Raw genomic sequence first — 21,885 nt, 5'->3', positions numbered from 1 at the left:
CAATATACGGAATGAACGTTCATTCCGTTCTAAAATAGGAGGTATAGTGTAATGACAATAATGATTCCACAACCTAAAACATATGGACCATTGGGAAATATTCCACAAATGAATCCCAATACACCGTTCCAATCATTGATGAGCATGGCTCAAAAGCATGGTGAAATTTTTAGATTAAAGCTACCAGTTGGTAATTTACACATTGTCTCTGGTTATGAATTAATGAAAGAATTGGCTAACTCTCCGCGCTTTGGAAAAGTGGTCGAAAAAACAGTGTTGGAGAAGGTACGTACTTTAGGAGGAGATGGGCTATTCACTTCAGAAACAAATGATCCAAACTGGCATAAGGCTCATAATATTTTGCTTCCAAGTTTTAGTAGGACAGCCATGCGTGGCTATTTCGATATGATGCTAGATTTAGCAATGCAGCTTATACAAAAATGGGAGCGATTAAATCCAGAGGAAGAGATCGATATACCTGAGGATATGACGAGACTCACACTTGATACAATTGCTTTATGCGGATTTAATTATCGCTTCAATAGCTTTTATCGAGAGGATTCTCATCCATTTGTAGCAAGCATGGTTAGAGCATTGGATGAAGCATTGAATCAGGCACAGCGACTGGGTATACAGGATAAATTAATGGTTAAGACAAGAAAGCAGTTCAAGCAGGATATCGATTTTATGTTTTCGCAGGTGGATAAAATCATTGCCGAACGCCAAGCTAATGGCTCGCAAGGAGAGAAAGATTTATTGTCTCATATGCTTCACGGCAAAGATTCTGAAACAGGCGAAACGTTGGAAGCGGAAAATATCCGGTATCAAATTATTACTTTTTTAGTTGCTGGGCATGAGACGACAAGTGGTCTTCTTTCTTTTGCGATTTACTATTTATTAAACAACCCAGATAAATTACAAAAAGCCTATGAGGAAGTAGATAGTATTCTTACAGATCCAATCCCAACCTATGAGCAAGTTAAACATCTTAAATATATCCGAATGATTTTAGATGAGTCTTTACGTCTGTGGCCTACCGCTCCTGCATTCAATCTTGAAGTGAAGGAGGACACAGTATTAGCTGGTAAATACGATTTGAAAAAAGGAGATCGGCTAACAGTGCTTATACCTCAGCTCCATCGAGATGTGACTGCATGGGGAGAGGATGCAGAATTATTTCGACCAGAACGCTTTGAAGATCCAAGCAAAATTCCATTTGATGCTTATAAACCATTTGGTCTAGGGCAGCGTGCTTGTATTGGACAACAGTTTGCTTTGCAAGAGGCAACACTTGTGCTAGGGCTAATCCTTAAAAATTTTGAGCTAATTGATCATACGCAATATAAGCTAAATGTGAGAGAGTCACTGACGGTGAAGCCTAATGATTTTAAGTTAAAAGTACGTGCTCGTAAGAAACAAAAGAGGCATTTTATTGAAGCAAGTAGAAATAGTTTGAGCAAAGAGTCTGTGATAAAAACGATTGAGGAAAAAGTAATCGAAGCTCAACATAATACACCGTTATTAGTGTTATATGGCTCAGATTTAGGGACAGCAGAGGGATTGGCAAGGGAGCTTGCTGATGCTGGACGTGCTCAAGGCTTTCAAAGCAAGGTCGCATCTTTAAATGAATATACGGCTCAACTTCCAAAAGAAGGAATTGTCTATATAGTAACGGCATCGTACAACGGGCTACCACCTACTAATGCTAGTCAATTTGTTCAATGGTTAAAGGAGGAACAGATTGATTTAACAGGGGTTCAGTATTGCATCTTTGGCTGCGGGGATCGCAATTGGGCAAGTACTTATCAAAAAGTGCCGATGCTAATTGATGAGCTAATGGTATCCAAGGGAGCACAGCGTATAGTACCACTTGGAGAAGGAGATATGAATGGGGATTTTGAAACAAATGTCGAGGAGTGGCAGCAGGAGCTATGGCCGTCTGTGATGCGGACAATGGGGCTAGAGATAAATGAAGAGGTCAAAAAAACATCTTCTTCTCTATCCATGCAGGTAATCGATCATCAAATAGATACACCGCTTGCTAGAACTTACAATGCCTTAAATGCGAAGATTGTCAAAAATCAAGAGTTGCGACGTAGTATGGAAGGAAGTACGCGGCATATAGAAGTAAAACTGCCTGAGGGTGTCACATATCGTGAAGGTGACCATTTAGGTGTCTTTCCGCGAAATGGACAGGTGTTAGTGAATCGAGTACTGCAACGTTTTCAATTGAATGGTAATGATTATGTTATTTTAACAAAAATTGGTCTGAGTATGGCTCACCTGCCTCTAAATCAACCAATTAAATTATTCGAGCTACTGAGCACGAATGTTGAATTGCAAGAGGCAGCAACAAGGACACAATTACGAGAACTAATTGCAACGACAGACTGTCCACCTCATAAGAAGGAGCTAGAGGCTTTATTGGAGGAACATGCCTATCACCAAAAAATATTGAAGAAGCGGATATCGATGCTTGATTTGTTAGAGCAATATGTAGCTTGTGAAATGACATTTGAACGATTTTTGGAGCTACTGCCACCACTTAAAGTGAGGTATTATTCAATTTCAAGTTCACCAAGTACACAACCAGAACAGCTTAGTATTACGGTTAGTGTAGTACAGGGACCAGCGTGGAATGGCAAAGCTGAGTATCAAGGAGTGGCATCTAACTTTTTAGCTGATACGTCAATAGGAGATTCAATTGTTATGTTCATTCGTTCACAACAATCAGATTTTCAGTTGCCCACTAATCCTGCCACCCCAATTATTATGGTTGGACCAGGTGTTGGAATTGCACCTTTCCGAGGATTTTTACAAGCACGCCTTATGTTGAAGAATGTAGGGGAACAGCTTGGTGAAGCTATTCTTTACTTTGGCTGTCGTAATGAATCAGACGATATTTATGCCGAGGAGTTAGAGCATTATGAGCAAGAAGGAATTGTAAAGGTTTATAAGGCTTATTCACGAAAAGATGGGCAGTCGAAGGAATATGTGCAGCATCTAATGGGGCAGACTGAGTGTGCACAGGAGCTCATTAAAATACTAGATCAAGATGGGCATTTCTATATATGTGGAGATGGTGGTAAAATGGCTCCAGATGTTGAACACACATTACTTATGGCATACCAGGTAGTCCATGATGTGAATGAGTCTGCAGCGAAGCAATGGCTAGCTGGTCTTAAAGAACAAGGTCGTTACGCAATGGATGTGTGGGCAGGTAGTAACCAATAGCTGCTAATAGTAAAATAAGAAAAAGCATGATCCTGATGAGAGGTATAAAATATGAACAGACATTTTTTTATTGCCGTTCCATTACCATTACCTATTAAAACTATTCTTAATGAGGAATGTGAAACCATAAAAACAAATATGCATTTTAAACGATGGGTTCATCTGGAGGATTATCACATTACATTAGCTTTTTTAGGGAATGCAGATATGGATCGATTACAAATGGTAATGATGGAAATAAAGGAAAGACTAATGATGGTTCCTCCATTTGAGTTGAAAATTCGAGGATTGGATACTTTTGGTAGAAAAGAATATCCAAGAATTTTATGGGCTAGTATTTTTGAATCTCAGCCAATAAATAATGTGAGAGACATTGTATACAAGGAATGTGTAAAGGCAGGATTTGATTTAGATAATAAACCTTTTGTTCCACACATAACAGTAGCAAGAAAATGGAATGATACACATGGTAAAATGCCTATTGACGTAGTGATGACTGAAGAGGTAGAGCTTCCAAAGTTTTTAGTAGAAGAAGTGGTGCTATATGAAACAAAAATTGAGGAAATTCCAAAATATCATCGAAAGGCTGTAATTCGTTTAGATGACCTGTCTTCACAGTTGTAATAAATTATCAATACCCATAGTTCATAACCTTAATTTAAGGTTTATGAGCTCATGTTGTTGAAATACTATTATGTCAATGAAATCAATGTGACAAATTAAAAAGTATAGCCCTTTTTCAAAACGAGGGGTTGATCTCCGTTCCGACTGAGTGCTTTGCCGCTGACGCTTCGCTTTCGCGCAGAGCAGAGCTTCCTGGGGGCGTCCGATGAGCCGCTTCACTCGCTCGCTCCAGGGTCTCATCTGTGACGCTGAGTCCCCGAGGAGTCACTCAGTCTACACTCCAATCAACCACTGCTCATAGTATATTTTCTTCTGGTATTTCATACAAATTTATAGTAATAAATTGAAGTCTTAGACATCACTATGTTGCGAAAAAATGGAGCTTTGGTAACATTTTTCTATGGGAAAGCAGCTTCAGCAATATAGTGGCTTTATGTAAAGTGACAAAGTAGTTTTATATTTAAAATGAGCACTATAGAATTGTGCCACTATTCTATCCATTTAATGCTGGTATGTAACAGGCTTACTTTACTTTTGAGGTAAGAAAATATTTAAAGTTATACACTATTGCTGATTGGAGTGTAAGGCTACTCGACTCCTGTGGGATAGCGAGACAGACGAGACCCTGCACGGAGCGTCAGCGCAGGAAGCGGCTCGTCGCTCGCCCACTGGAAAGCGAGTAGCCTGGAACGGAAATCACCTTCATTTTGACTAAATATTCACAAAGAGTCCCTTGACCATTTAGTTTTTCAACACTATGAGCTCATAACCTTAATTTAAGGTTTATGAGCTTTTTTAATATTTAGTTCACCCTCCGTTCATTTAAGAATTTTAAGCTTAGGGTATTAAAAAGAACGGAGGCATTTAATATGAATCTCGCTTGGAAAGAAATAAAGAAAAATAAAGGAAGGTTTTTAATATTAGGCTCAATTGTTTTTCTTGTTAGTTTATTAACTTTTATTATTTCTGGTTTGGCCAATGGATTATCACAAGATAATGCCGCTTTAATTAAAGATTTACCACAGGGGCAATTTTATTTAAGTAAAGATGCGGATAAAACATATAATCTTTCAAAGATAGATCGTAGCACTCAAAATGAAATATTAAGCAATGAAAAGAATGCTGTAGCTTTTTCAATACAAATGGGCTTTTTAAATGATAAGGACAATAAGCAGCAGAGTGTTGCCTTTACTACTGCTACTGCTTCAACGCTATTTGCAAATGTGAAACATGAGGAAGTGATTTTAGATAGCTCTTTAAAAGACAAAGGAATTAAAGTAGGAGATAGATTAACGAATAATCAATTTAATGGCAAATTCGTCGTCAAGGGATTTGTAGAGCAAAAAAAATATAGTCATGCGCCAGTCGCTTATATAAATAAAGAAGATTATCAAGAAATATACCGTGCTGATGAAATGCAGATGATTTTTGTACCAAATGGAGATTCTTCAAAAGAGTTTGCTGGATTACAATCATTTTCCAATAAAGAATTTCTTCAGACAATTCCAAGCTATAACGCGGAACAAATGTCTTTAAATATGATTGTATGGTTTTTAATAGTCATTAGTGGGATGCTGTTTGCAATCTTTTTCTACATGATGAATGTCCAAAAAATTGGTTTATACGGAATCTTAAAGGCCATTGGTTTAAAAACAGGCAAACTATTCAAAATGATATGGACACAAATGGCCATCATTACAGTTATTTCTCTTGTTTTATCTGTTGGCTTAAGTCAGGCATTTAATTTAATAACGCCAAATGGAATGCCTTTCTCTTTAACGATCACAACTACCATTCAGCTATCGATTGTGTTTTTAATTATTGGATTTATTGGTGCTACAATTTCAGGAATGCAAATTAAAAAGATTGAACCATTACAAGCGATACAACAAGGAGAGGCTTAATATGACTTTATTTAAAATCAATGGAGTTCGAAAAACATTTACAAATGGAGAAATAGAGGAAGAGATACTTAAGGGAATAAATCTTTCTCTAAAAGAAGGGGAAGTAACAGCAATGGTTGGTGCGTCTGGATCTGGTAAGAGTACGCTTCTAACAATAGCTGCTGGACTTCAGCCAACATCAGATGGGCAAATTATCTTTGAGGGGAAAAATATGTCCATTATGAGCTCTGAAGAGGTTCGAAAAGTACGAGCAAGTAAATTTGGGTTTGTCTTTCAGTTTGCACATCTTGTCCCATTCCTAACAGTTGAAGAGCAGCTACTGTTAATGCTAGATGTTTCTGAATCAAAATTAAAGAAACAGGAGCAAAATAATGAAATTAATCGAATACTAAAATTAGTAGGGATGGACCATCGGAAAAATGCTTATCCTTCGTCATTGTCAGGTGGTGAGAAGCAGCGTGTTGCTATTGCCCGGGCAATCATCCATAAACCAAAAGTCCTGTTTGCAGATGAACCAACTGCGAGTTTAGATTCGCAAAAATCAGAAGAGGTCATGTTACTTATTAGAGATTTGACTAAATCATTAAATATAACTACTTTAATGGTGACACACGATGAAGAAATGCTGGCTTATACGGATCGTATTATTAAAATGAGTGACGGTGTCATTTTACAAGATGTTATTTAGATAAAATGCTACAACCATGTTTTAATGGTTGTGGCGTTATTTTGATTAAACAGGTTTTCACCATAATGTGGGGCCGATTTAAGTCAATGATAGTTTTTTTAATAAGCCTAGTGTTAAGTTACCAAATCACTAAACAAATGAAGCATATTGTAGAAGGAAAGAAGGAGGTGATTTGACATGGCGTTTGTTATTGCCTTATTAATTGTATTAGCAGGTTTAATAGCGGTATTTCAATTAAGCGAGGGAAGGTCAGAAAAAGGGAAATATATCGTTTGGGGTATTATTACAATGCTAATATTTGCACCGTTTTTGTCTTTTTTAATTGGCGTAACGTATGGAATGCTGGTTAGAAATGGTTGGGCAGCATCGATGATGATGTTATTATCTCCTGTTATTTTTGTTATAGGACTTATTATATTACTTTTAGGTATTTATAAAAACGATGAGGAAGAGCATAAATAACTAGTTGCTTGCCTCTTTAAAGGGGGTAATCCATTCAATGTATTAGTTATCTTAAAGATTAAGGTAAAAAACCGCGAGACTCCTATGAATTGTTTTTGCGATAAATTGTAAATGGAAAATATAGCGAAGGAGACATAAGCCTTCGCACTCAGCAACCTATTTTTTGATGCGATTCATGCCTTGGTGGTTGAAAAGCATAGCGGTTTTTTACCAATTTAATATGTTTACGTTAATCGTGCATTTCGGCTTACTTTACAGACCATTCTCATTAACGCTCGGTGTAACGAAGGGAAGAGTGTAAAGACAATATCCATTGTTTTACGCATTGGCATTGGACAAATAATTGGCTTATTTTTGTGCACGCCTGCAATAGCGATTTTTGCTAATTGCTGAGGAGACATCATTTTTTGCTTTTTCAATTGCTTAGACATCGCTGTTTTATCGATATTAATAGCTGTTGCCTTATCAAAAATAGGTGTATCAACAAAAGTCGGGCATAAGGTGCTTACCTTGACACCATATTCCTCAGCTTCATAATGGAGTGATGTTGTTAAACCTACAACAGCATGTTTTGTCGTTGAGTATGCCGCAGAAATAGGAGATGGCCCTAACCCCGCTGCTGATGACGTATTGATAATATGTCCAAATCCTTGTTCTTTCATGATTTGATAGCCAACTTGTGTACCATAAACGACGCCCCATAAATTAATATCCACAATGTCTTGCCATTCGTCTATCGACATATCGTAAATTTCACCATACATTGCTATTCCAGCGTTGTTGAATAAATAATCTAATCTTTGAAATTCCTCATATACATTTGTAATAACATGTTCAACACTTTTGTAATCGGTTACATTTAGTTCAACAAATCTAGCATTTGAGGCATCTTTATTTAGTTCTGCCTCTAGAAGATGCCCATCTTGTTTGTTGATATCTGCAATAAATACAAACACATGGCGATCTACTAACTCTTTACAGATAGCCTTTCCTATACCTGATACACCACCAGTAACAATCGCAATTTTTTTCATATTCATCACCTCTTGTTTGAATTTCTAATGAACAGTGACTTCCTGCAATAGAAGCTGTTCAATTACAGTTGTGTATTCATCCACGACTAGTTCAGCTCCTTTACTATTTAAATGAACACCATCCAAAGTAAAATGTAGCCCTCTTTTTTGAGATAATCGATCAATTCGCAAAGGATTTTTATAGAACAGTACATCTTTCATCACTTTCAGAACATTAGTGTTAATATAATCTGAGCTATTAATTTGTTCCAAGTGACTTTCAAAAACCTTGTGCATATTTAAAAAACTAACATTTGCATACTTAGAAGAGATAGAATGAATAATGGAGGAAAGCTCTTTTAATTCCATATTTGAAGCACTTCTTATTTCCTCTCCTACTAAAGCTGGTGTTACTAAAACGACATGTTTCGAAGATGCTAAAATCATTTCTAAAACATTTAAATAGTTTTCTTTAAATTTTTGATAATCTTCTGTTACCGGCTTGCCTGTACTTTCAAAAGCTTTTCATAAGCATCATTAACACCAATCCAAAGAAAGCTGAGGTCATAAAAACTAACAAGCTTCGTTTTCTCTAATCGAATGTGTAAGCTTTTAACTGTCTCACCTGGTTTACCAAGATTATCAAATTTTATATGTGGATGTTTTGCTATTAATCTTTTGAAAAATGAAACCCCAGGTCGCCCTTCTATTAAGCTGTCCCCTATACAGGCAATTTTCATTTATATCCACCCTTTTTGATTTCCTTTAAAAAAATGGTTATTGCTTGTTGGAAAAGTGGCTCTAACTCTTTAAGCTCTTGAGTATTTGTAAGCTGACATAAGCCTCCTAGCCAAGTGCCTAGTAGAATTGTCCATTCATCAATATTCCCAGTAATAAATTCCCCTCTATCAATTCCTTCTTGAAGAATTGTACGATATGCACCCATCGGTACAGCCGCTAAATTGAATAATTGTTGTACGGATTCAGGGCTAGATTTAGGATTGGCAGCTAGTTCTTGCCCAGATCTTAATAAAGGTGTTTGGTAATGATAGAGAACATGCATAGCCATGCCATATAATTTTTCTGTTGCCGTGGAGTAGGTAAATTCTTTTTGAAGCCATTTACTGTGCCAATCTTGCATTGTTTGTTGAGCTAAGAGAACAAAAAGCTTTTCTTTGTTTTCAAAATGATAATAAATATGTCCCTTGCTGTAGCCTGAAGCGGTTGAAATATCTCCAACTGATGTTTGATTATAGCCTTTTTGAGAAAACAAACTAACCGCATGTTGCATCATTTCAACCTTTGCTTTTTCACTATCATAACGTCTTTTATTCAAGAATTTTCTCCTTTTTAGAAATTGAACGGTTGTTCTAATTTAATTATACGATATTTTATTCATAAATACATAGGGAAATACATTAGTCATTATGTTGTCACATTGCGAACTAGAGTGTCTGTTCGTTATAATGGTTAAATTTTGAATTATCACTGTAATTGCAGAGTATTATGTTAGGAATTATTGGAAATGGTGTCTAAAAAGTATATGATGATTAATGAGAAAGCGAGGGAGAGATATGAAACAGATATTGAAAATAGCATGTGTACTATTTCTAGCTGTTTGTTTAATACCACTAGAGGGTGTACATGCAGCAAGCTTTAAAGATGTGTCTGATGATAATACTTTGATTACGGAAATTGATCACCTAGTGGAAAAAGGAATTATTAATGGTTATCCAAATGACCTATTTAAACCGAATGCCTATGTAACAAGAGCGCAGGCGGCTGTTATGTTAACACGCGCTTTAGGATTGCAAACAGCAAATGTGAAGGATCCAAAGTATCAGGATGTACCGACTACACATGCCTATTTTAAAGATATTGCAGCAGTGCACAATGCTGGCATTTTCGATTCGGCGCAGAAATTTAATCCAGAGGCTACTCTTTCAAGAGGGGACATGGCGATTGTGCTGCAAAGAGCATTTAAATTAAAGGAATCTGAGCGATATTATTTTTCAGATGTGACAGAAAAAACGAAGGGCTATAAGGAAATTTACACAATAGCAAGTAATAATATAACAAGACGCTATACGGATGGCTCATTTAAGCCTGATTTACCTTTAACACGAGCTCACTTTTCAGCATTTTTGGCTCGCGCATTAACGTTATCGAATTCAGATCTTTTAAAAGATACTAAATATGACTACATATATTCATATTATTCGTTGAATGATAAGAATCGCTATACATTAAAATATGAATATAGTCATAATAACAATAAGAATGATGTATGGACAATAACTGATTTAAATTCAAACGAGTTATTTGATGAAGAGTATCTATTAAGTGAGAGTCTTCATTATGCTCAGGGATTGGCGAGTAATGAAAGTACACATTATGATATATATTTCTCACTACCGATTAGAATTGGTGTTATTAGACATGAAGATGATGGTGGAGTTATTTCAGGCATACGAATTACTGTTAAAGCAACAGATGGCACTGTCCGAGCAGGTGGTGTTAACTATAATAATGTCATTGTTATAGAGGAAAAATCCGTTTACAGTGATAATGTATGGACATATTACTTTGTAGATGGTATCGGATTAGTTAAAGAGCTTTACAATGATGAGGTTATTTACGAGCTTCTTGATCGTACTGAAAATTAACTCTTCGTAACAGAAAAAGCAAGTCTTCTATTAATAAGAAAGCTTGCTTTTTGTTATGAAGTATCTAATCCAATGAAATATGAAAAAAGCGATGAAGGGCTTGTAGCCATTCCTTTTCGTTTTGAGTTGTATAGGTTGTTAAGGATTGTCCCTCGTATATTCGGAATTCATTGTTAAGCATAGTATGTCGACCACGAGGAGTACGAATCATAGCGATTTTATTTTTTTGTTTAGAAAGTCTTGGAGCGAACTTTGCATCATTTGCGTCGTCAAAAAAACTATAGAGTAAACGCCAAGTATGTTTTGTTTGCTCATACAGCATCCATCCGTTTGCATCATCTTGTTCAATTTTATAAAGTTCGTTGCCTTCACGATGTAGACGACCTGCTATTAGTGGAACTGGCTTACAGGGAGCTAGTGCACCCACGCCAACATCAGAGATATAGGATTGACCAGCGTAATTGACAAGCAATAACTGATGCATAGGTACATCTTCGATAGATGTATCTGCTTTAAGATTTCGCCAAAACTGTGCATATCGATTTGTCACAGAAAAACCAAGCTCACAGAGTAGCCAGCTAAATAAAATATTTAGTTCAAAGCAATTGCCTCCGCGTTTATGAATAATTATTTTTTGAAATATATCAGGAATAGAGAAGGAGATGTCTTGTTTCAAAGCAACATCTAAGTTTTCATACGGGATAGAATTTAAATGCCTTGTTTGCAGCTGCCCAAGTAGTTTAATAGTCGGCTCAGTTAAAGGACCTTGAAAATGAATATGTTTTAAATATTGCAATATTTGCGAATTCATACGATACTATCGCCTCACTTCCTTATTTATTAACATAACCCAAATGGCTTGAGATTACACGTACAAACTTTTTAAAAGAAAATAATAGAAAAGTAGATAGATAACTAGTAAAATTTAAATATTAGCTACTATTTAGTAAATTAATTTCCAGTTAAGTTCATAATAAATATTGTAAGGTAGGTATATAAATGACAACAATGAAATGGATAGAAGTCAATTCGTATGATGAAATGAGCGAAGTGGCAGCGAATATTTTTACAAAGCAATTACAGGAAAAGCCTGTTAGCATTTTAGGACTAGCAACTGGTGGTTCACCTGTAGGAATGTATGAGGAATTAGTGAAGCGTCAACAAGCTGGACAGGTCTCATTTAAAGATGTTATCACGTTTAACCTAGACGAATATGTAGGTTTGGATCAAACAAGTCCAGCCAGTTATTGGACGTTTATGCATGAGCAATTATTTAATCATGTAGATATAAAAGAAGAAAATATACATTTACCTAACGGCAAGGCAGAGGATTTAGCTGCGGAGTGTGCAGCGTATGATGCTCGAATTAAGGAAGCAGGAGGCATTGATTTACAGCTTCTCGGTATTGGTGTTAATGGACATATTGGCTTTAACGAACCAGGAACACCCTTTGAATCACTTACGAACATAGTAGAGCTTACAGAATCTACTCGTACTGAAAATGCGATTTATTTTGATGATCCTAAGGATGTTCCGACACATGCTATTACAATGGGTATTCAATCGATTATGAATGCCAAGGAAATTGTGTTGATTGCATTTGGTGAGAAAAAGCTAGAGGCAATTGAACGATTAAAAAGTGGAATTGTAAATGAAGATTTCCCAGCAAGCCAATTACTAAATCATCCAAATGTAACGGTTATTTACGGCGGAACAAAATAGATGATAAGCGTAGATTTCAACTAATTGGAGTCTACGCTTATTTAATATTGAATAGAACCTTCATATTGACGGATAAAAATAACGAATTGCTAGAGAAGCCCCCCAACCGATGGATAGAATGATCAAATTAATGGATAGGATATAACTTTAGCCCACTCTTCTACCCGATACGATGACCCCTGCCACAACAGCAAGTCCCCCAACAATTTGAAAGGCATGAAGCTTTTCATCAAGAAACAGTACTGCAAAGATGGATGCAAATACAGGGATGAAGTTTAAATAAATACTTGCCTTATTTGCACCTAACTGTACAATGCCACTATTCCAGCTTAAAAAGGCAACAACGGATGCGAAAATCCCAACATAGAGAATGGCGGCTATTGTCGACCACTGCCAATGAATCGAACTTGTCAACGTTGCGGTTTCATAGATATAAAATGGTAATAGCATAATGGCTCCAGTAAAAATGGTTACTAGGAATGTTGAACGCCCTGGTAAGCGATTGGCGTAATGTTTAATGAGAAGTGAATAAATACTCCAGCAGAAGACTGCGACGAGTACAATTAAGTCACCTTTATTAAAGGTAAAATCAACTAGGCTTGCAATCGAGCCTCCTGAAATAATGAAAATGACACCACTAAGTGATAAAGCAGTTCCAAGCAGCTGATATTTTGATAGTTTTTCCCTCAAAAAAATAAAGGATAATATGTATATCATAATTGGTGTCGATGAGTTCATTAAGGATGCATTAATAGACGTTGTATAATGTAGACCGATATAAACAAGGGTATTAAATGCTGCAACACCTGTTAGAGATAAAATAATAACGATTGGCCAATTTGCCTTGAGCATATACCAATCATGCTTTAAACTCCGATAAGCAATGGGGAAAAATACGATAAAGGCGACACACCATCTTAGAAAGGCTAGTGTAAGAGGTGGGATATCTCCACTAACAGCACGCCCAATAACAAAATTACCACCCCATAAAAGAGTCGCGAGCAATAATAATACGTATGGTGGGATTTTCATGATGCAATAACTCCTTTAAATAAGAATATTATGGATAATTATAGTCACTATGGTGATGAATAATCAATGCCTCCTTATAATCAGTATGCTAGAATAAGGAAAAAGGGAGGAGGAATTCGGATGAAACGCACCGTACCACATTTGCAAAAGGGAGATACAGTTGGCATAGTGGCTTTGTCGAGTCTAGTGGAACCCGAAAAGCTAGGAGAGGCAGTATCCTTTCTTGATAATTTAGGTCTTCACTATATTATTGGAGATACGATTCAAGCAAAGCATGCTTATTTAGCAGGTAGTGATGAGATGCGACTAGCCGACTTTCACGAGATGGTTAGAAATCCAGAGGTCAAGGCCATTTTCTGTGTTAAAGGTGGCTATGGCTCTGCACGTATTGCTGAGAAAGTTGATTATACTTTATTAGAGGAGCATCCAAAAATCTTCTGGGGTTTCTCTGATCTTACATATTTACATTGTGCAATTAATGAATATGCTAATTTAGTAACGTTTCATGGACCTCTACTGATGTCTGTTGGAAGAATTGATGAGCTATCGAAAAAGATGTTTTTGCAATTATTTTCACCCATTGAAATACAATATACTGAAGAAATTTCACAATTAACAACAATAGCAAATGGTATAGCCCGCGGGCAAATTATTGGAGGAAATTTACGTCGTCTAGTAAGTTCAATTGGAACAAAATTTGAAGTCAGGACAGAAGGAAGAATTTTATTAATTGAGGAAATTGCAGAGTCCATTCCACGAATAGATTCAATGCTACAGCAATTAAAGCAGGCAAGAAAGCTTGAGCAGTTAGCAGGAATTGTAATTGGTTCATTTACACAGACAGGAGCGGATGAAGCAGCACTTCTAATGTTAATGAAGGAGTATTTTGGGGAGTTAGGAATCCCTGTGGTAGCAGGCTTTAAAATCGGTCATGAAACAACGAATATTGCTATTCCATTAGGGGTAGATGCCATTTTAGACGCACAGGAAAAGGTGCTAAAAATTTTACCTGGTGTGCATTAAAAAGCACTCTGCATTTGGGCATCAGTCCCTTGTGTAGAGTGCTTCTTTTTCTTAGTAAGGCTCTGCATCATGTCCCTTATTGATAGCATCTTCAGGAGCATCGTCACCATCAATATTGCCGAGGGGCTTTGATGTCGATGCGTTTTTTTCAGCCTTTTGTAATCCTTCTTTTAGCAAGCGACCATATTCTTTATCAGCTTCCTCTGCTAAAGCAATCATAGCCCTTTGAATTGCCATATTACATACTGACAAATCACGAATTAAGTTTTCAAGAAGCTCATCTCGCTCCCATTGCTCAAAATTCCGGTATGTTTCGCCAGCCTGTTTAGTATTGCTTTGACGATCAATAGACTCACGTACAAGATTGCCTTCAATATGTGGTGTATATTCTTTGTCTGTTTGAGTTGCTTCCTTTAATCCATTTAGCATGGAAGGCTCATAATTAATATGTGGATTTTGTCCAGGCGCTAAATCACGTTTATACATCATTTGACCGCCATTTTGATTGGTTGCTACTCGTTTTTTAGGAGCATTAATTGGTAACTGTAGATAATTTGCACCTACACGATGACGCTGAGTATCAGAATATGAGAATGTGCGACCTTGTAGCATTTTATCATCTGAGAAATCCAAACCGTCTACCAGTACACCTGTACCGAAAGTTGCCTGCTCAACCTCAGCAAAATAATCTTCAGGATTTTTATTTAACACCATTTTCCCCACTGGATACCACGGAAATTGATCATTCGGCCAAAGCTTTGTATCATCTAATGGATCAAAATCTAGCTCTGGATGTGGCCCGTCCTCCATTATTTGTACATTTAATTCCCATTCAGGATAATCGCCCTGTTCAATCGCATCGTATAAGTCCTGCGTTGCATGATTAAAATTCTTCTTCTGGATCTCCTCAGCTTCTCTTTGAGTTAAATTTTTTATACCTTGTAAAGGCTCCCAATGATATTTTACGAGGACAGCCTTGCCCTCACTATTTACCCATTTATATGTGTTAACACCAGAGCCTTGCATCATTCGATAATTTGCAGGAATACCCCAAGGTGAATAAACGAATGTGACCATATGGAAGGTTTCTGGAGAGCTTGCACAAAAATCAAAAAAGCGTTCCACATCCTGAATATTTGTAATGGGATCAGGCTTAAAGGCATGAATCATATCTGGGAACTTCATAGCATCACGAATAAAGAATATCTTTAAATTATTACCGACTAAGTCCCAATTTCCATCCTCTGTATAAAACTTTACAGCAAAGCCACGTGGATCTCGTAAAGTTTCTGGGGAATGACCACCATGTATAACGGTTGAAAAACGTACGAAAACAGGTGTTTTTTTACCTTTATCTCGAAATACCTTTGCTCTTGTATATTTAGAAATATGCTCATCTCCGACAGTACCATAGGTTTCAAAATAACCATGAGCTCCTGCACCACGAGCATGTACAACTCGTTCGGGGATTCGTTCACGGTCAAAATGGCTCATTTTTTCTAAAAAATCGTAATTTTCAAGTGTAGCAGGTCCACGATTACCGACGGTTCTTAAATTTTGATTGTTGGTAATGGGGTGCCCCTGTCGATTCGTTAAAGTTGTATCATCTTGATGAGTTGAATCATTTTGTTTTGTCATTGTTTGACCCCCTTCTTTTGGATATACCCATTCTGTCCTTTAGTAGGGCAAACTAGACATAAAAAAAGCTCTCCTACATACAAGATGTAAGAGAGCCTTTGGATGGTGTTTTCAAAAAATAATCAAGTTTTCTGAGTATAGCCTTTGCCTATAGTTGGTTATTGGTCATCGGTCATATGGTAACAGGTCACATGTTATTGGTTTAAGTTAAGTTAGCTTCATAAAAGCTAGATTGAAAACAACACATCCAAGATGGAGTACAAGACTCCATACATCTATTGTATACAGTTTCAGAGAATATGGAAAGCCTTAGCAGAAAAAGGACTAAAGGTAATATAAAATATTGTAAAATAGTTAATAATTACTATGGAAATATTAGTATTAGTTTATCATAATTGTAATGTGCGAATGCGGAAATATTTTGTAGAAAAGTATATTCAGAAATAAATTTAGGGGGAAATAAGATAATGAAGAAGGCTTTGTTTTTACTACTAGCTCTAATGCTAGTTGGGTGTTCTGGCGAAGGAGCCGAAAAGGATAAAGAGAAGAATGTAAAAGAAGAAAAGGTAGTAAAGGAAGAAAAAATTGTTCCAGTAAAATATGATGAGGTAGATACTGAATCAAAAGCTGCTGTAGAAAAGTTTGTTCAAAAATACAATGTCAGAGTCGATTTATATAAACAGGATACAGAGAATCCTATAACATTAGAGAAAATTCCTGAGCCAATAACTAGTGATTTAATGAAAGAGGACAAAATCCTTTCACAAACTCTATTGGATGCGGACTTTATAAAATATAAGGGTCATTATACAATAGTGGCTAAATATAATGAGGAAAAAAAATTAATTGGCTATAATATTTCCGTAGAAGGTATCCCTGCTAATGAGGTAAGTGAAGAGGGTGACGAATGGGAAGAAGGATTTTTATCAGCAATGTCAATTACTGATGCAATTGGCTTAAATTTAGATAAAAATGAAGAAGAGTTAGGGAAAGCTTTAGATGAAGAGAAAAAAAGTCATACATATACTGATTCTAATTATAATGTAACTTTCCTTTTAGCTGATATGGATTTAGGACAATTTGAAGTTAATTATGATTTAGCTAATTAAAATAAGAGTCTTTCATACAGTGTTACACCCCAAAAGTTATAAATTTAACATTTGGGGTGTTTTATTTGTTTAAAAATATTGAGAGTCATCGAAGCTAATAGTAACACTGTAGTTTTTTGCATTGATAAGATTTGATAATTTATGGGCGTCTTTTTCTAATTGAATGGCACGCTCACGATATTCATCTGGCTCATACATAGCAATCTCATAAAGCAATGTATTTTCTCCATAGCCCATTCGCACACTTTCTTTCTCATGCATACTAAATTGTTTGCAAAGCTCAGCATCAGCACGGAGCTGTGTTGCAAGCTCAATAGCTTCAACTAAAGCCAATGTTTTACCCTTAAAGTCTACTGAATTATTGATATTTGCTTCATAGACTAATCGATCTAATGTACGAGCGTCAAGACGTACTTGAGCTAATTCTGTCTCAATGACCTTCATTGCACGATTACTTGTTTTTGGGGCTTGTCCCTTCTCCACAGTTACAAAGGCACTACGATGTAATTCACTAATAAGCTCCTGAACTTTTTTTCCTAAAATACTTTTAAGTTTAACGGCTTCTGCAAGATTAATCATACAAACACTTCCTTTTTATAGTGTCGTAGCTGGTACTACGTTGGTTAATAGGGCAATATTATAGTCGCCTCCATGAATTTGATTAAACATTTTCCCTGCTGAGGCTAAAAGCTTAGCTGCATTTTCTTCTGTTAGTGATGGTCGAAGGTAGAAAATCTGTAGAGCCTCAATCGTTTCCTCTGAAACAGAAGTACGCTTAGAATCGACAAACGGTGACCCAAATGCTCCTTCAGCGTCTTTGCTATAGAGAATATTATTTAATGAGTTAAAGCGTCCGTTTAAGCCCTCATAGCCAGTTTCCTCTTCGCCAAGTGCAATTTCCACATCTCCTTGTAGTTTATCGACATCATATAAACCTACTGGAATTTCATATTGCAGGGAAAAGAAATTATTTAAATCTACTCCCGAATGATAAGGTGTTAAATAATTTTGCTTACTGATTCGACGCATTAAGCTTTCTGCTGAGTGACGGTACCGATTTGGATCAGCACCAAGCCTTTTCCAAAGTTGCCGCCATTCTGCAATTCCTTCTCGTTGTGTAACAGGGTTTTCCTGCATTTCTATATAGAGATTTTCTTGATACAATTGCATACGACCTTTAATCATTTGAGGCGATTCTGCTACAACAATTTTGGTATAATGGATAATGCCGAATTTTAGCTCGGGATGTTGTGTCAATAGGGATTGATTAATTGATATATCCATAAAACATCACCTACTTTATCTATTTCTATTATTGTATCATGTAAGGAGTTGGAAATAAAATGAACATACATGACCTGCAACATGAGTTTGTGGCGTATGCAATGTCCATTGGTATAGACAAAATTGGCTTTACAACAGCAGCTCCGTTTACAGAATTGAAAAATCGACTGCGCCGCCAGCAAGAGCTTGGCTATCAGTCCGGCTTTGAGGAAAGCGATATTGAAAAACGAACCGAACCCCTACAATTGTTAGACGGAGCAGAGAGTATAGTGGCGATAGCAGTAGCCTATCCGTCACGTATGCAGAATGTACCTGTTGGCAAAAAAGGAGTACGACGCGGGATTTTTTGCCGTGCTTCTTGGGGAATCGATTATCATACAGCATTACGAGAACGATTGACATTACTATCGGTTTGGCTAAAAGAGCGAGTAGAAGATGTCCGAATTGAATCAATGGTGGATACGGGAGCACTTGTCGATAGAGCAGTTGCTGAACGTGCAGGAATAGGCTGGAGCGGGAAAAACTGCGCCATTATTACACCCGAATTTGGTTCATATGTCTATTTAGGAGAGCTTGTCACAAACATCCCCTTTGCACCAGATAAGCCTATGGAGGATGAATGTGGAGACTGCCGCTTATGCTTAGATGTTTGTCCAACAGGTGCTTTAATAGAAGGAGGACAACTAAATGCTCAGCGCTGTATTGCCTTTTTAACGCAAACAAAGGGAACACTACCTGATGAGTTTCGTACACATATTGGCAATCGATTGTATGGCTGTGATACATGTCAGACCGTATGTCCAAAGAATAAAGGCAAAATCAATTGGATACATGAAGAATTTAAACCAGACCCAGAGCTGGCCAAGCCATTGCTGACGCCTCTTTTGAAGATTTCAAATCGTGAGTTTAAAGATAAGTTTGGACATATTTCTGGCTCATGGCGGGGGAAGAAGCCCATTCAGCGCAATGCTATATTGGCCCTTGCTCATTTTAAAGAAGAAGCGGCTGTTCCAGATTTAATTGCACTTCTGGAAAAGGATGATCGCCCTGTTATTCGAGGGACAGCAGCATGGGCTTTAGGAAAGATAGGGGGGGAAGAAGCCCATTCCGCATTACTTAAGGTGAAAGGTAAGGAAAGTGACGAAGAGGTACGCATTGAAATTGACAAAGGGTTACAATTTTTTCAATAGAGTGGATGAGTATCCCAAGATTGATTTAATAAGAGGAGCGCTCGAAAGCGTGGAGAACCGCTCAATACGAGGGAGAAATAGCTCAAAAAAACTGCAATAATATTTATTATAGGGAAGCACCACCCTAACAGTGCGATTTAAGATAAGAATTACTTTTTTATCTGAAATTTTTAATAAGGAAGTGTACCGTTATGCCACTGCATATCGTTTTATATCAACCAGAGATACCAGCAAATACAGGTAATATTGCACGTACCTGTGCCGGAACAAATACCTCACTACATTTAATTCGTCCTCTTGGCTTTTCCACAGACGATAAAATGCTGAAACGTGCTGGGTTAGATTACTGGCATAGTGTTAATGTTGTGTATCACGATTCACTAGAAGAATTTTTAGAAGCATCAAAAAATGGCGATGTTTATTTAATTGAAACGTATAGTGAAGAGCCATTCACAACACATGATTTTAGTGATAGAGACCGCGATATTTATTTTATGTTTGGGAAAGAAACAACGGGTTTGCCGAAGGATTTTGCTTATGAGCGTCGACATATGTGTTTGCGAATTCCACAGAGTGAGCATGTACGTTCACTCAATCTGTCTAATACAGCGGCTATTGTTATATATGAAGCATTACGCCAACAAGGTTATCCAGGGCTACATTAAAAAAGGCAGTTCTCCATCATGTGAGAACTGCTTTTTTGAGTTTGATGGATAGCACCTCAAAACTGATGGATAGAATCCACCAAGGGGATGATAGAACACAAAAACTGATGGATAGAATGCAATTTCCTAAAATTTTAATAAAATTTTATTGCCAGCAGGGTCCTCAGTTTGGAAACCTCCAGCGATGTCAGTAACAGGAGCACCAATAGCACGAAGATTTTCTTTCATTGTTGCTACTTGTTGTTCATTATCTAAACGCAGAGAAAAAGTTTTTAAGCCGACTTGATGTTCACCAAGCTTTGGCGCATTTTCTGAGTACCAAGTATTTAAGCCGATGTGATGATGATAGCGGCCTGTAGAAATAAATAATGCTTGTGCACCATAGCGTGTGACAATGTCAAAGCCTAATCCCTTTGTATAGAATTCCTCTGCTTCCGTTAAGCTAGATACAGATAAATGAATATGACCCATTACTGTACCAGCAGGAAGACCACTCCATGTATTATTACCTTCTGCTAAAATTGATTGAACATTAAGTGGCTCTGTAACCATATGCACTTGATTAGAATGCCAAGTCCATGTATTTTCAGGTCGATCAGCATAAATTTCAATGCCATTTTTATCAGGATCACTTAAATATAGTGCTTCACTGACATCGTGGTCAGAGGCCCCAAAATACACGCCATTTTTATGAAAATGACTAATAACATTTGCTAAATCACGACGTGTAGGTAATAGAAGTGCAAAATGATAAAGTCCAGTAGTAAATCTCGTTTTTTCTTCTACAGTTTCAGGTTGAACGATTGTTAGTAACGCTGTTTTTCCATCAGCAGTTAAAGTAGCTTTATAGGATTCTTGATGTAAGATTTTAAAGCCGATCACCTCTTGATAATAGGCTATTGAACGTTGTAAATCACTTACTTTAATTTCAACATTTGTGACATAAGTGTTTGGTTTTTCATGAAAATGCATAGAGAACCCTCCGTATATTAAAAGTTATTTTTAGTTATCAACTTACTTTATGTAAGTAAGTTTATTTTATAAAGTACAGAAAGTCAAGTCATTTTATTCATCAAAATAAAAGAGAAGTAATTCTTGAATAAAGAAAATCACTAAGCATATAAAACGCTTAGTGATTTTCTAGAGGTATTATTTGTCTGATTTGTAGTCGCCTTCGTAACCAGCAGTGAAAATAGCAGATAAGAATGCAACAGTTACACCAAGAATTAATAATAATTTCATGGAAGAACCCTCCTCATGTTTATAAAGACATCTCCATTTAGTATAGCTTATCTACTAGAAAAATAAAATGACATAGAAAAATAAAATATGTCAGAAATGGTTCAAGTATAACTATTTCGGGAAAACTATTAGAGAGGTGATGATAATGGAAAAAAAGGTTCCGAATATAGAAAATGGTACAATGGCTAGAAACTTTAAAGATTTGCAGGATTTAGGAAAGCAAATGGAGCATTTACGTGATGGCTTAGAGCTTGTGGAGGATGACCGTATTCCAGATCCTATCCAAGTAGATGATCCTGAAGATGACAAAAAGGACTAGTTATGGCTTCTCAAGAATTTTCCTTATTTTCTTAAAACCAATTTTTTGTATAATGGAACTAGGAAAAGAA

At 36.7% G+C, this 21,885-nt stretch carries 22 protein-coding genes; 12 read left to right on the top strand and 10 right to left on the bottom strand.

What is annotated here, in order from left to right; all coding sequences use genetic code 11:
• The first annotated feature begins 51 nt into the window (after positions 1–51).
• The 5 genes from AC1RNS_RS08075 to AC1RNS_RS08055 all read left to right on the top strand — a co-directional run bounded on the left by AC1RNS_RS08075 (position 52) and on the right by AC1RNS_RS08055 (position 6,912).
• Entirely contained in the window at positions 52–3,234 is a 3,183-nt protein-coding gene (locus AC1RNS_RS08075; RefSeq protein ID WP_492991780.1) for a bifunctional cytochrome P450/NADPH--P450 reductase, read from the top strand.
• 51 nt (positions 3,235–3,285) lie between these two features.
• Positions 3,286–3,858 (top strand): RNA 2',3'-cyclic phosphodiesterase, encoded by a 573-nt coding sequence (gene thpR / locus AC1RNS_RS08070; RefSeq protein WP_492991779.1) that lies wholly within the window; start codon positions 3,286–3,288, stop codon positions 3,856–3,858.
• Positions 3,859–4,727: 869 nt separating this feature from the next.
• Positions 4,728–5,762, top strand: coding sequence for an ABC transporter permease (locus AC1RNS_RS08065; RefSeq protein WP_492991778.1), 1,035 nt, complete (start codon positions 4,728–4,730; stop codon positions 5,760–5,762).
• A 1-nt stretch (position 5,763) separates the two neighbouring features.
• A complete protein-coding gene (locus AC1RNS_RS08060; protein WP_492991777.1) occupies positions 5,764–6,450 on the top strand; it encodes an ABC transporter ATP-binding protein in 687 nt (228 codons plus the stop codon).
• Between the two features lie 177 nt (positions 6,451–6,627).
• A complete protein-coding gene (locus AC1RNS_RS08055; protein ID WP_492991776.1) occupies positions 6,628–6,912 on the top strand; it encodes a hypothetical protein in 285 nt (94 codons plus the stop codon).
• Positions 6,913–7,136: 224 nt separating this feature from the next.
• On the opposite strand, the gene AC1RNS_RS08050 is transcribed toward AC1RNS_RS08055, so the two are convergent.
• From AC1RNS_RS08050 to AC1RNS_RS08035, 4 genes are read right to left on the bottom strand one after another with little or no spacing between them, the layout of a single operon-like run.
• Positions 7,137–7,952 (bottom strand): SDR family NAD(P)-dependent oxidoreductase, encoded by an 816-nt coding sequence (locus tag AC1RNS_RS08050; protein ID WP_492991775.1) that lies wholly within the window; start codon positions 7,950–7,952, stop codon positions 7,137–7,139.
• Between the two features lie 18 nt (positions 7,953–7,970).
• On the bottom strand, positions 7,971–8,372 hold the full coding sequence (locus AC1RNS_RS08045) for a hypothetical protein (RefSeq protein WP_492991774.1): 402 nt from the start codon (positions 8,370–8,372) through the stop codon (positions 7,971–7,973).
• Between the two features lie 47 nt (positions 8,373–8,419).
• Complete coding sequence (locus AC1RNS_RS08040) at positions 8,420–8,665, bottom strand: SGNH/GDSL hydrolase family protein (protein WP_492991773.1); 246 nt, start codon at positions 8,663–8,665, stop codon at positions 8,420–8,422.
• Positions 8,662–9,261, bottom strand: a complete 600-nt coding sequence (locus tag AC1RNS_RS08035; RefSeq protein ID WP_492991772.1) for a TetR/AcrR family transcriptional regulator — start codon at positions 9,259–9,261, stop codon at positions 8,662–8,664. Before AC1RNS_RS08035 ends, AC1RNS_RS08040 begins: the two co-directional genes overlap by 4 nt.
• Before the next feature lie 238 nt (positions 9,262–9,499).
• Here AC1RNS_RS08035 and AC1RNS_RS08030 point away from each other — a divergent pair, with 238 nt between their 5' ends.
• Positions 9,500–10,591: an S-layer homology domain-containing protein gene (locus AC1RNS_RS08030; protein ID WP_492991771.1), complete on the top strand. Its 1,092-nt coding sequence runs from the start codon at positions 9,500–9,502 to the stop codon at positions 10,589–10,591.
• 64 nt (positions 10,592–10,655) lie between these two features.
• Here the strand turns inward: AC1RNS_RS08030 and AC1RNS_RS08025 are convergent, their stop codons facing one another.
• The gene (locus AC1RNS_RS08025) at positions 10,656–11,402 is read right to left on the bottom strand and encodes an arylamine N-acetyltransferase family protein (protein ID WP_492991770.1); all 747 of its coding nucleotides are present in this window, start codon (positions 11,400–11,402) and stop codon (positions 10,656–10,658) included.
• A gap of 197 nt (positions 11,403–11,599) precedes the next feature.
• Between AC1RNS_RS08025 and nagB the strand changes: the two genes are divergently transcribed.
• Positions 11,600–12,313: a glucosamine-6-phosphate deaminase gene (gene nagB, locus AC1RNS_RS08020; RefSeq protein ID WP_492991836.1), complete on the top strand. Its 714-nt coding sequence runs from the start codon at positions 11,600–11,602 to the stop codon at positions 12,311–12,313.
• 147 nt (positions 12,314–12,460) lie between these two features.
• On the opposite strand, the gene AC1RNS_RS08015 is transcribed toward nagB, so the two are convergent.
• Positions 12,461–13,345, bottom strand: a complete 885-nt coding sequence (locus tag AC1RNS_RS08015; protein ID WP_492991769.1) for a DMT family transporter — start codon at positions 13,343–13,345, stop codon at positions 12,461–12,463.
• A 120-nt stretch (positions 13,346–13,465) separates the two neighbouring features.
• Between AC1RNS_RS08015 and AC1RNS_RS08010 the strand changes: the two genes are divergently transcribed.
• Positions 13,466–14,368, top strand: coding sequence for a S66 peptidase family protein (locus AC1RNS_RS08010; RefSeq protein ID WP_492991768.1), 903 nt, complete (start codon positions 13,466–13,468; stop codon positions 14,366–14,368).
• A gap of 51 nt (positions 14,369–14,419) precedes the next feature.
• Here AC1RNS_RS08010 and AC1RNS_RS08005 read toward each other — a convergent pair whose 3' ends face one another.
• Complete coding sequence (locus AC1RNS_RS08005) at positions 14,420–16,006, bottom strand: catalase (protein ID WP_492991767.1); 1,587 nt, start codon at positions 16,004–16,006, stop codon at positions 14,420–14,422.
• Between the two features lie 467 nt (positions 16,007–16,473).
• Between AC1RNS_RS08005 and AC1RNS_RS08000 the strand changes: the two genes are divergently transcribed.
• On the top strand, positions 16,474–17,115 hold the full coding sequence (locus AC1RNS_RS08000) for a hypothetical protein (RefSeq protein WP_492991766.1): 642 nt from the start codon (positions 16,474–16,476) through the stop codon (positions 17,113–17,115).
• A gap of 69 nt (positions 17,116–17,184) precedes the next feature.
• On the opposite strand, the gene AC1RNS_RS07995 is transcribed toward AC1RNS_RS08000, so the two are convergent.
• Positions 17,185–17,694, bottom strand: a complete 510-nt coding sequence (locus tag AC1RNS_RS07995) for a hypothetical protein (protein WP_492991765.1) — start codon at positions 17,692–17,694, stop codon at positions 17,185–17,187.
• A gap of 15 nt (positions 17,695–17,709) precedes the next feature.
• Positions 17,710–18,399, bottom strand: coding sequence for a B3/B4 domain-containing protein (locus tag AC1RNS_RS07990; RefSeq protein WP_492991764.1), 690 nt, complete (start codon positions 18,397–18,399; stop codon positions 17,710–17,712).
• A gap of 59 nt (positions 18,400–18,458) precedes the next feature.
• On the opposite strand from AC1RNS_RS07990, the gene queG reads away from it, so the two are divergent.
• Together queG and trmL are read left to right on the top strand one after the other, a co-directional pair.
• Entirely contained in the window at positions 18,459–19,589 is a 1,131-nt protein-coding gene (queG, locus tag AC1RNS_RS07985; RefSeq protein ID WP_492991763.1) for a tRNA epoxyqueuosine(34) reductase QueG, read from the top strand.
• Positions 19,590–19,780: 191 nt separating this feature from the next.
• Complete coding sequence (gene trmL, locus AC1RNS_RS07980) at positions 19,781–20,254, top strand: tRNA (uridine(34)/cytosine(34)/5-carboxymethylaminomethyluridine(34)-2'-O)-methyltransferase TrmL (protein ID WP_054772331.1); 474 nt, start codon at positions 19,781–19,783, stop codon at positions 20,252–20,254.
• A 126-nt stretch (positions 20,255–20,380) separates the two neighbouring features.
• Here trmL and AC1RNS_RS07975 read toward each other — a convergent pair whose 3' ends face one another.
• A complete protein-coding gene (locus AC1RNS_RS07975; protein ID WP_492991762.1) occupies positions 20,381–21,226 on the bottom strand; it encodes a VOC family protein in 846 nt (281 codons plus the stop codon).
• A 415-nt stretch (positions 21,227–21,641) separates the two neighbouring features.
• On the opposite strand from AC1RNS_RS07975, the gene AC1RNS_RS07970 reads away from it, so the two are divergent.
• A complete protein-coding gene (locus AC1RNS_RS07970) occupies positions 21,642–21,815 on the top strand; it encodes a hypothetical protein (RefSeq protein WP_492991761.1) in 174 nt (57 codons plus the stop codon).
• Positions 21,816–21,885: the final 70 nt, after the last annotated feature.

Source organism: Lysinibacillus sp. GW821-FHT14F06, from assembly GCF_058803665.1.
This window is presented reverse-complemented; position numbering and strand designations above follow the sequence as displayed.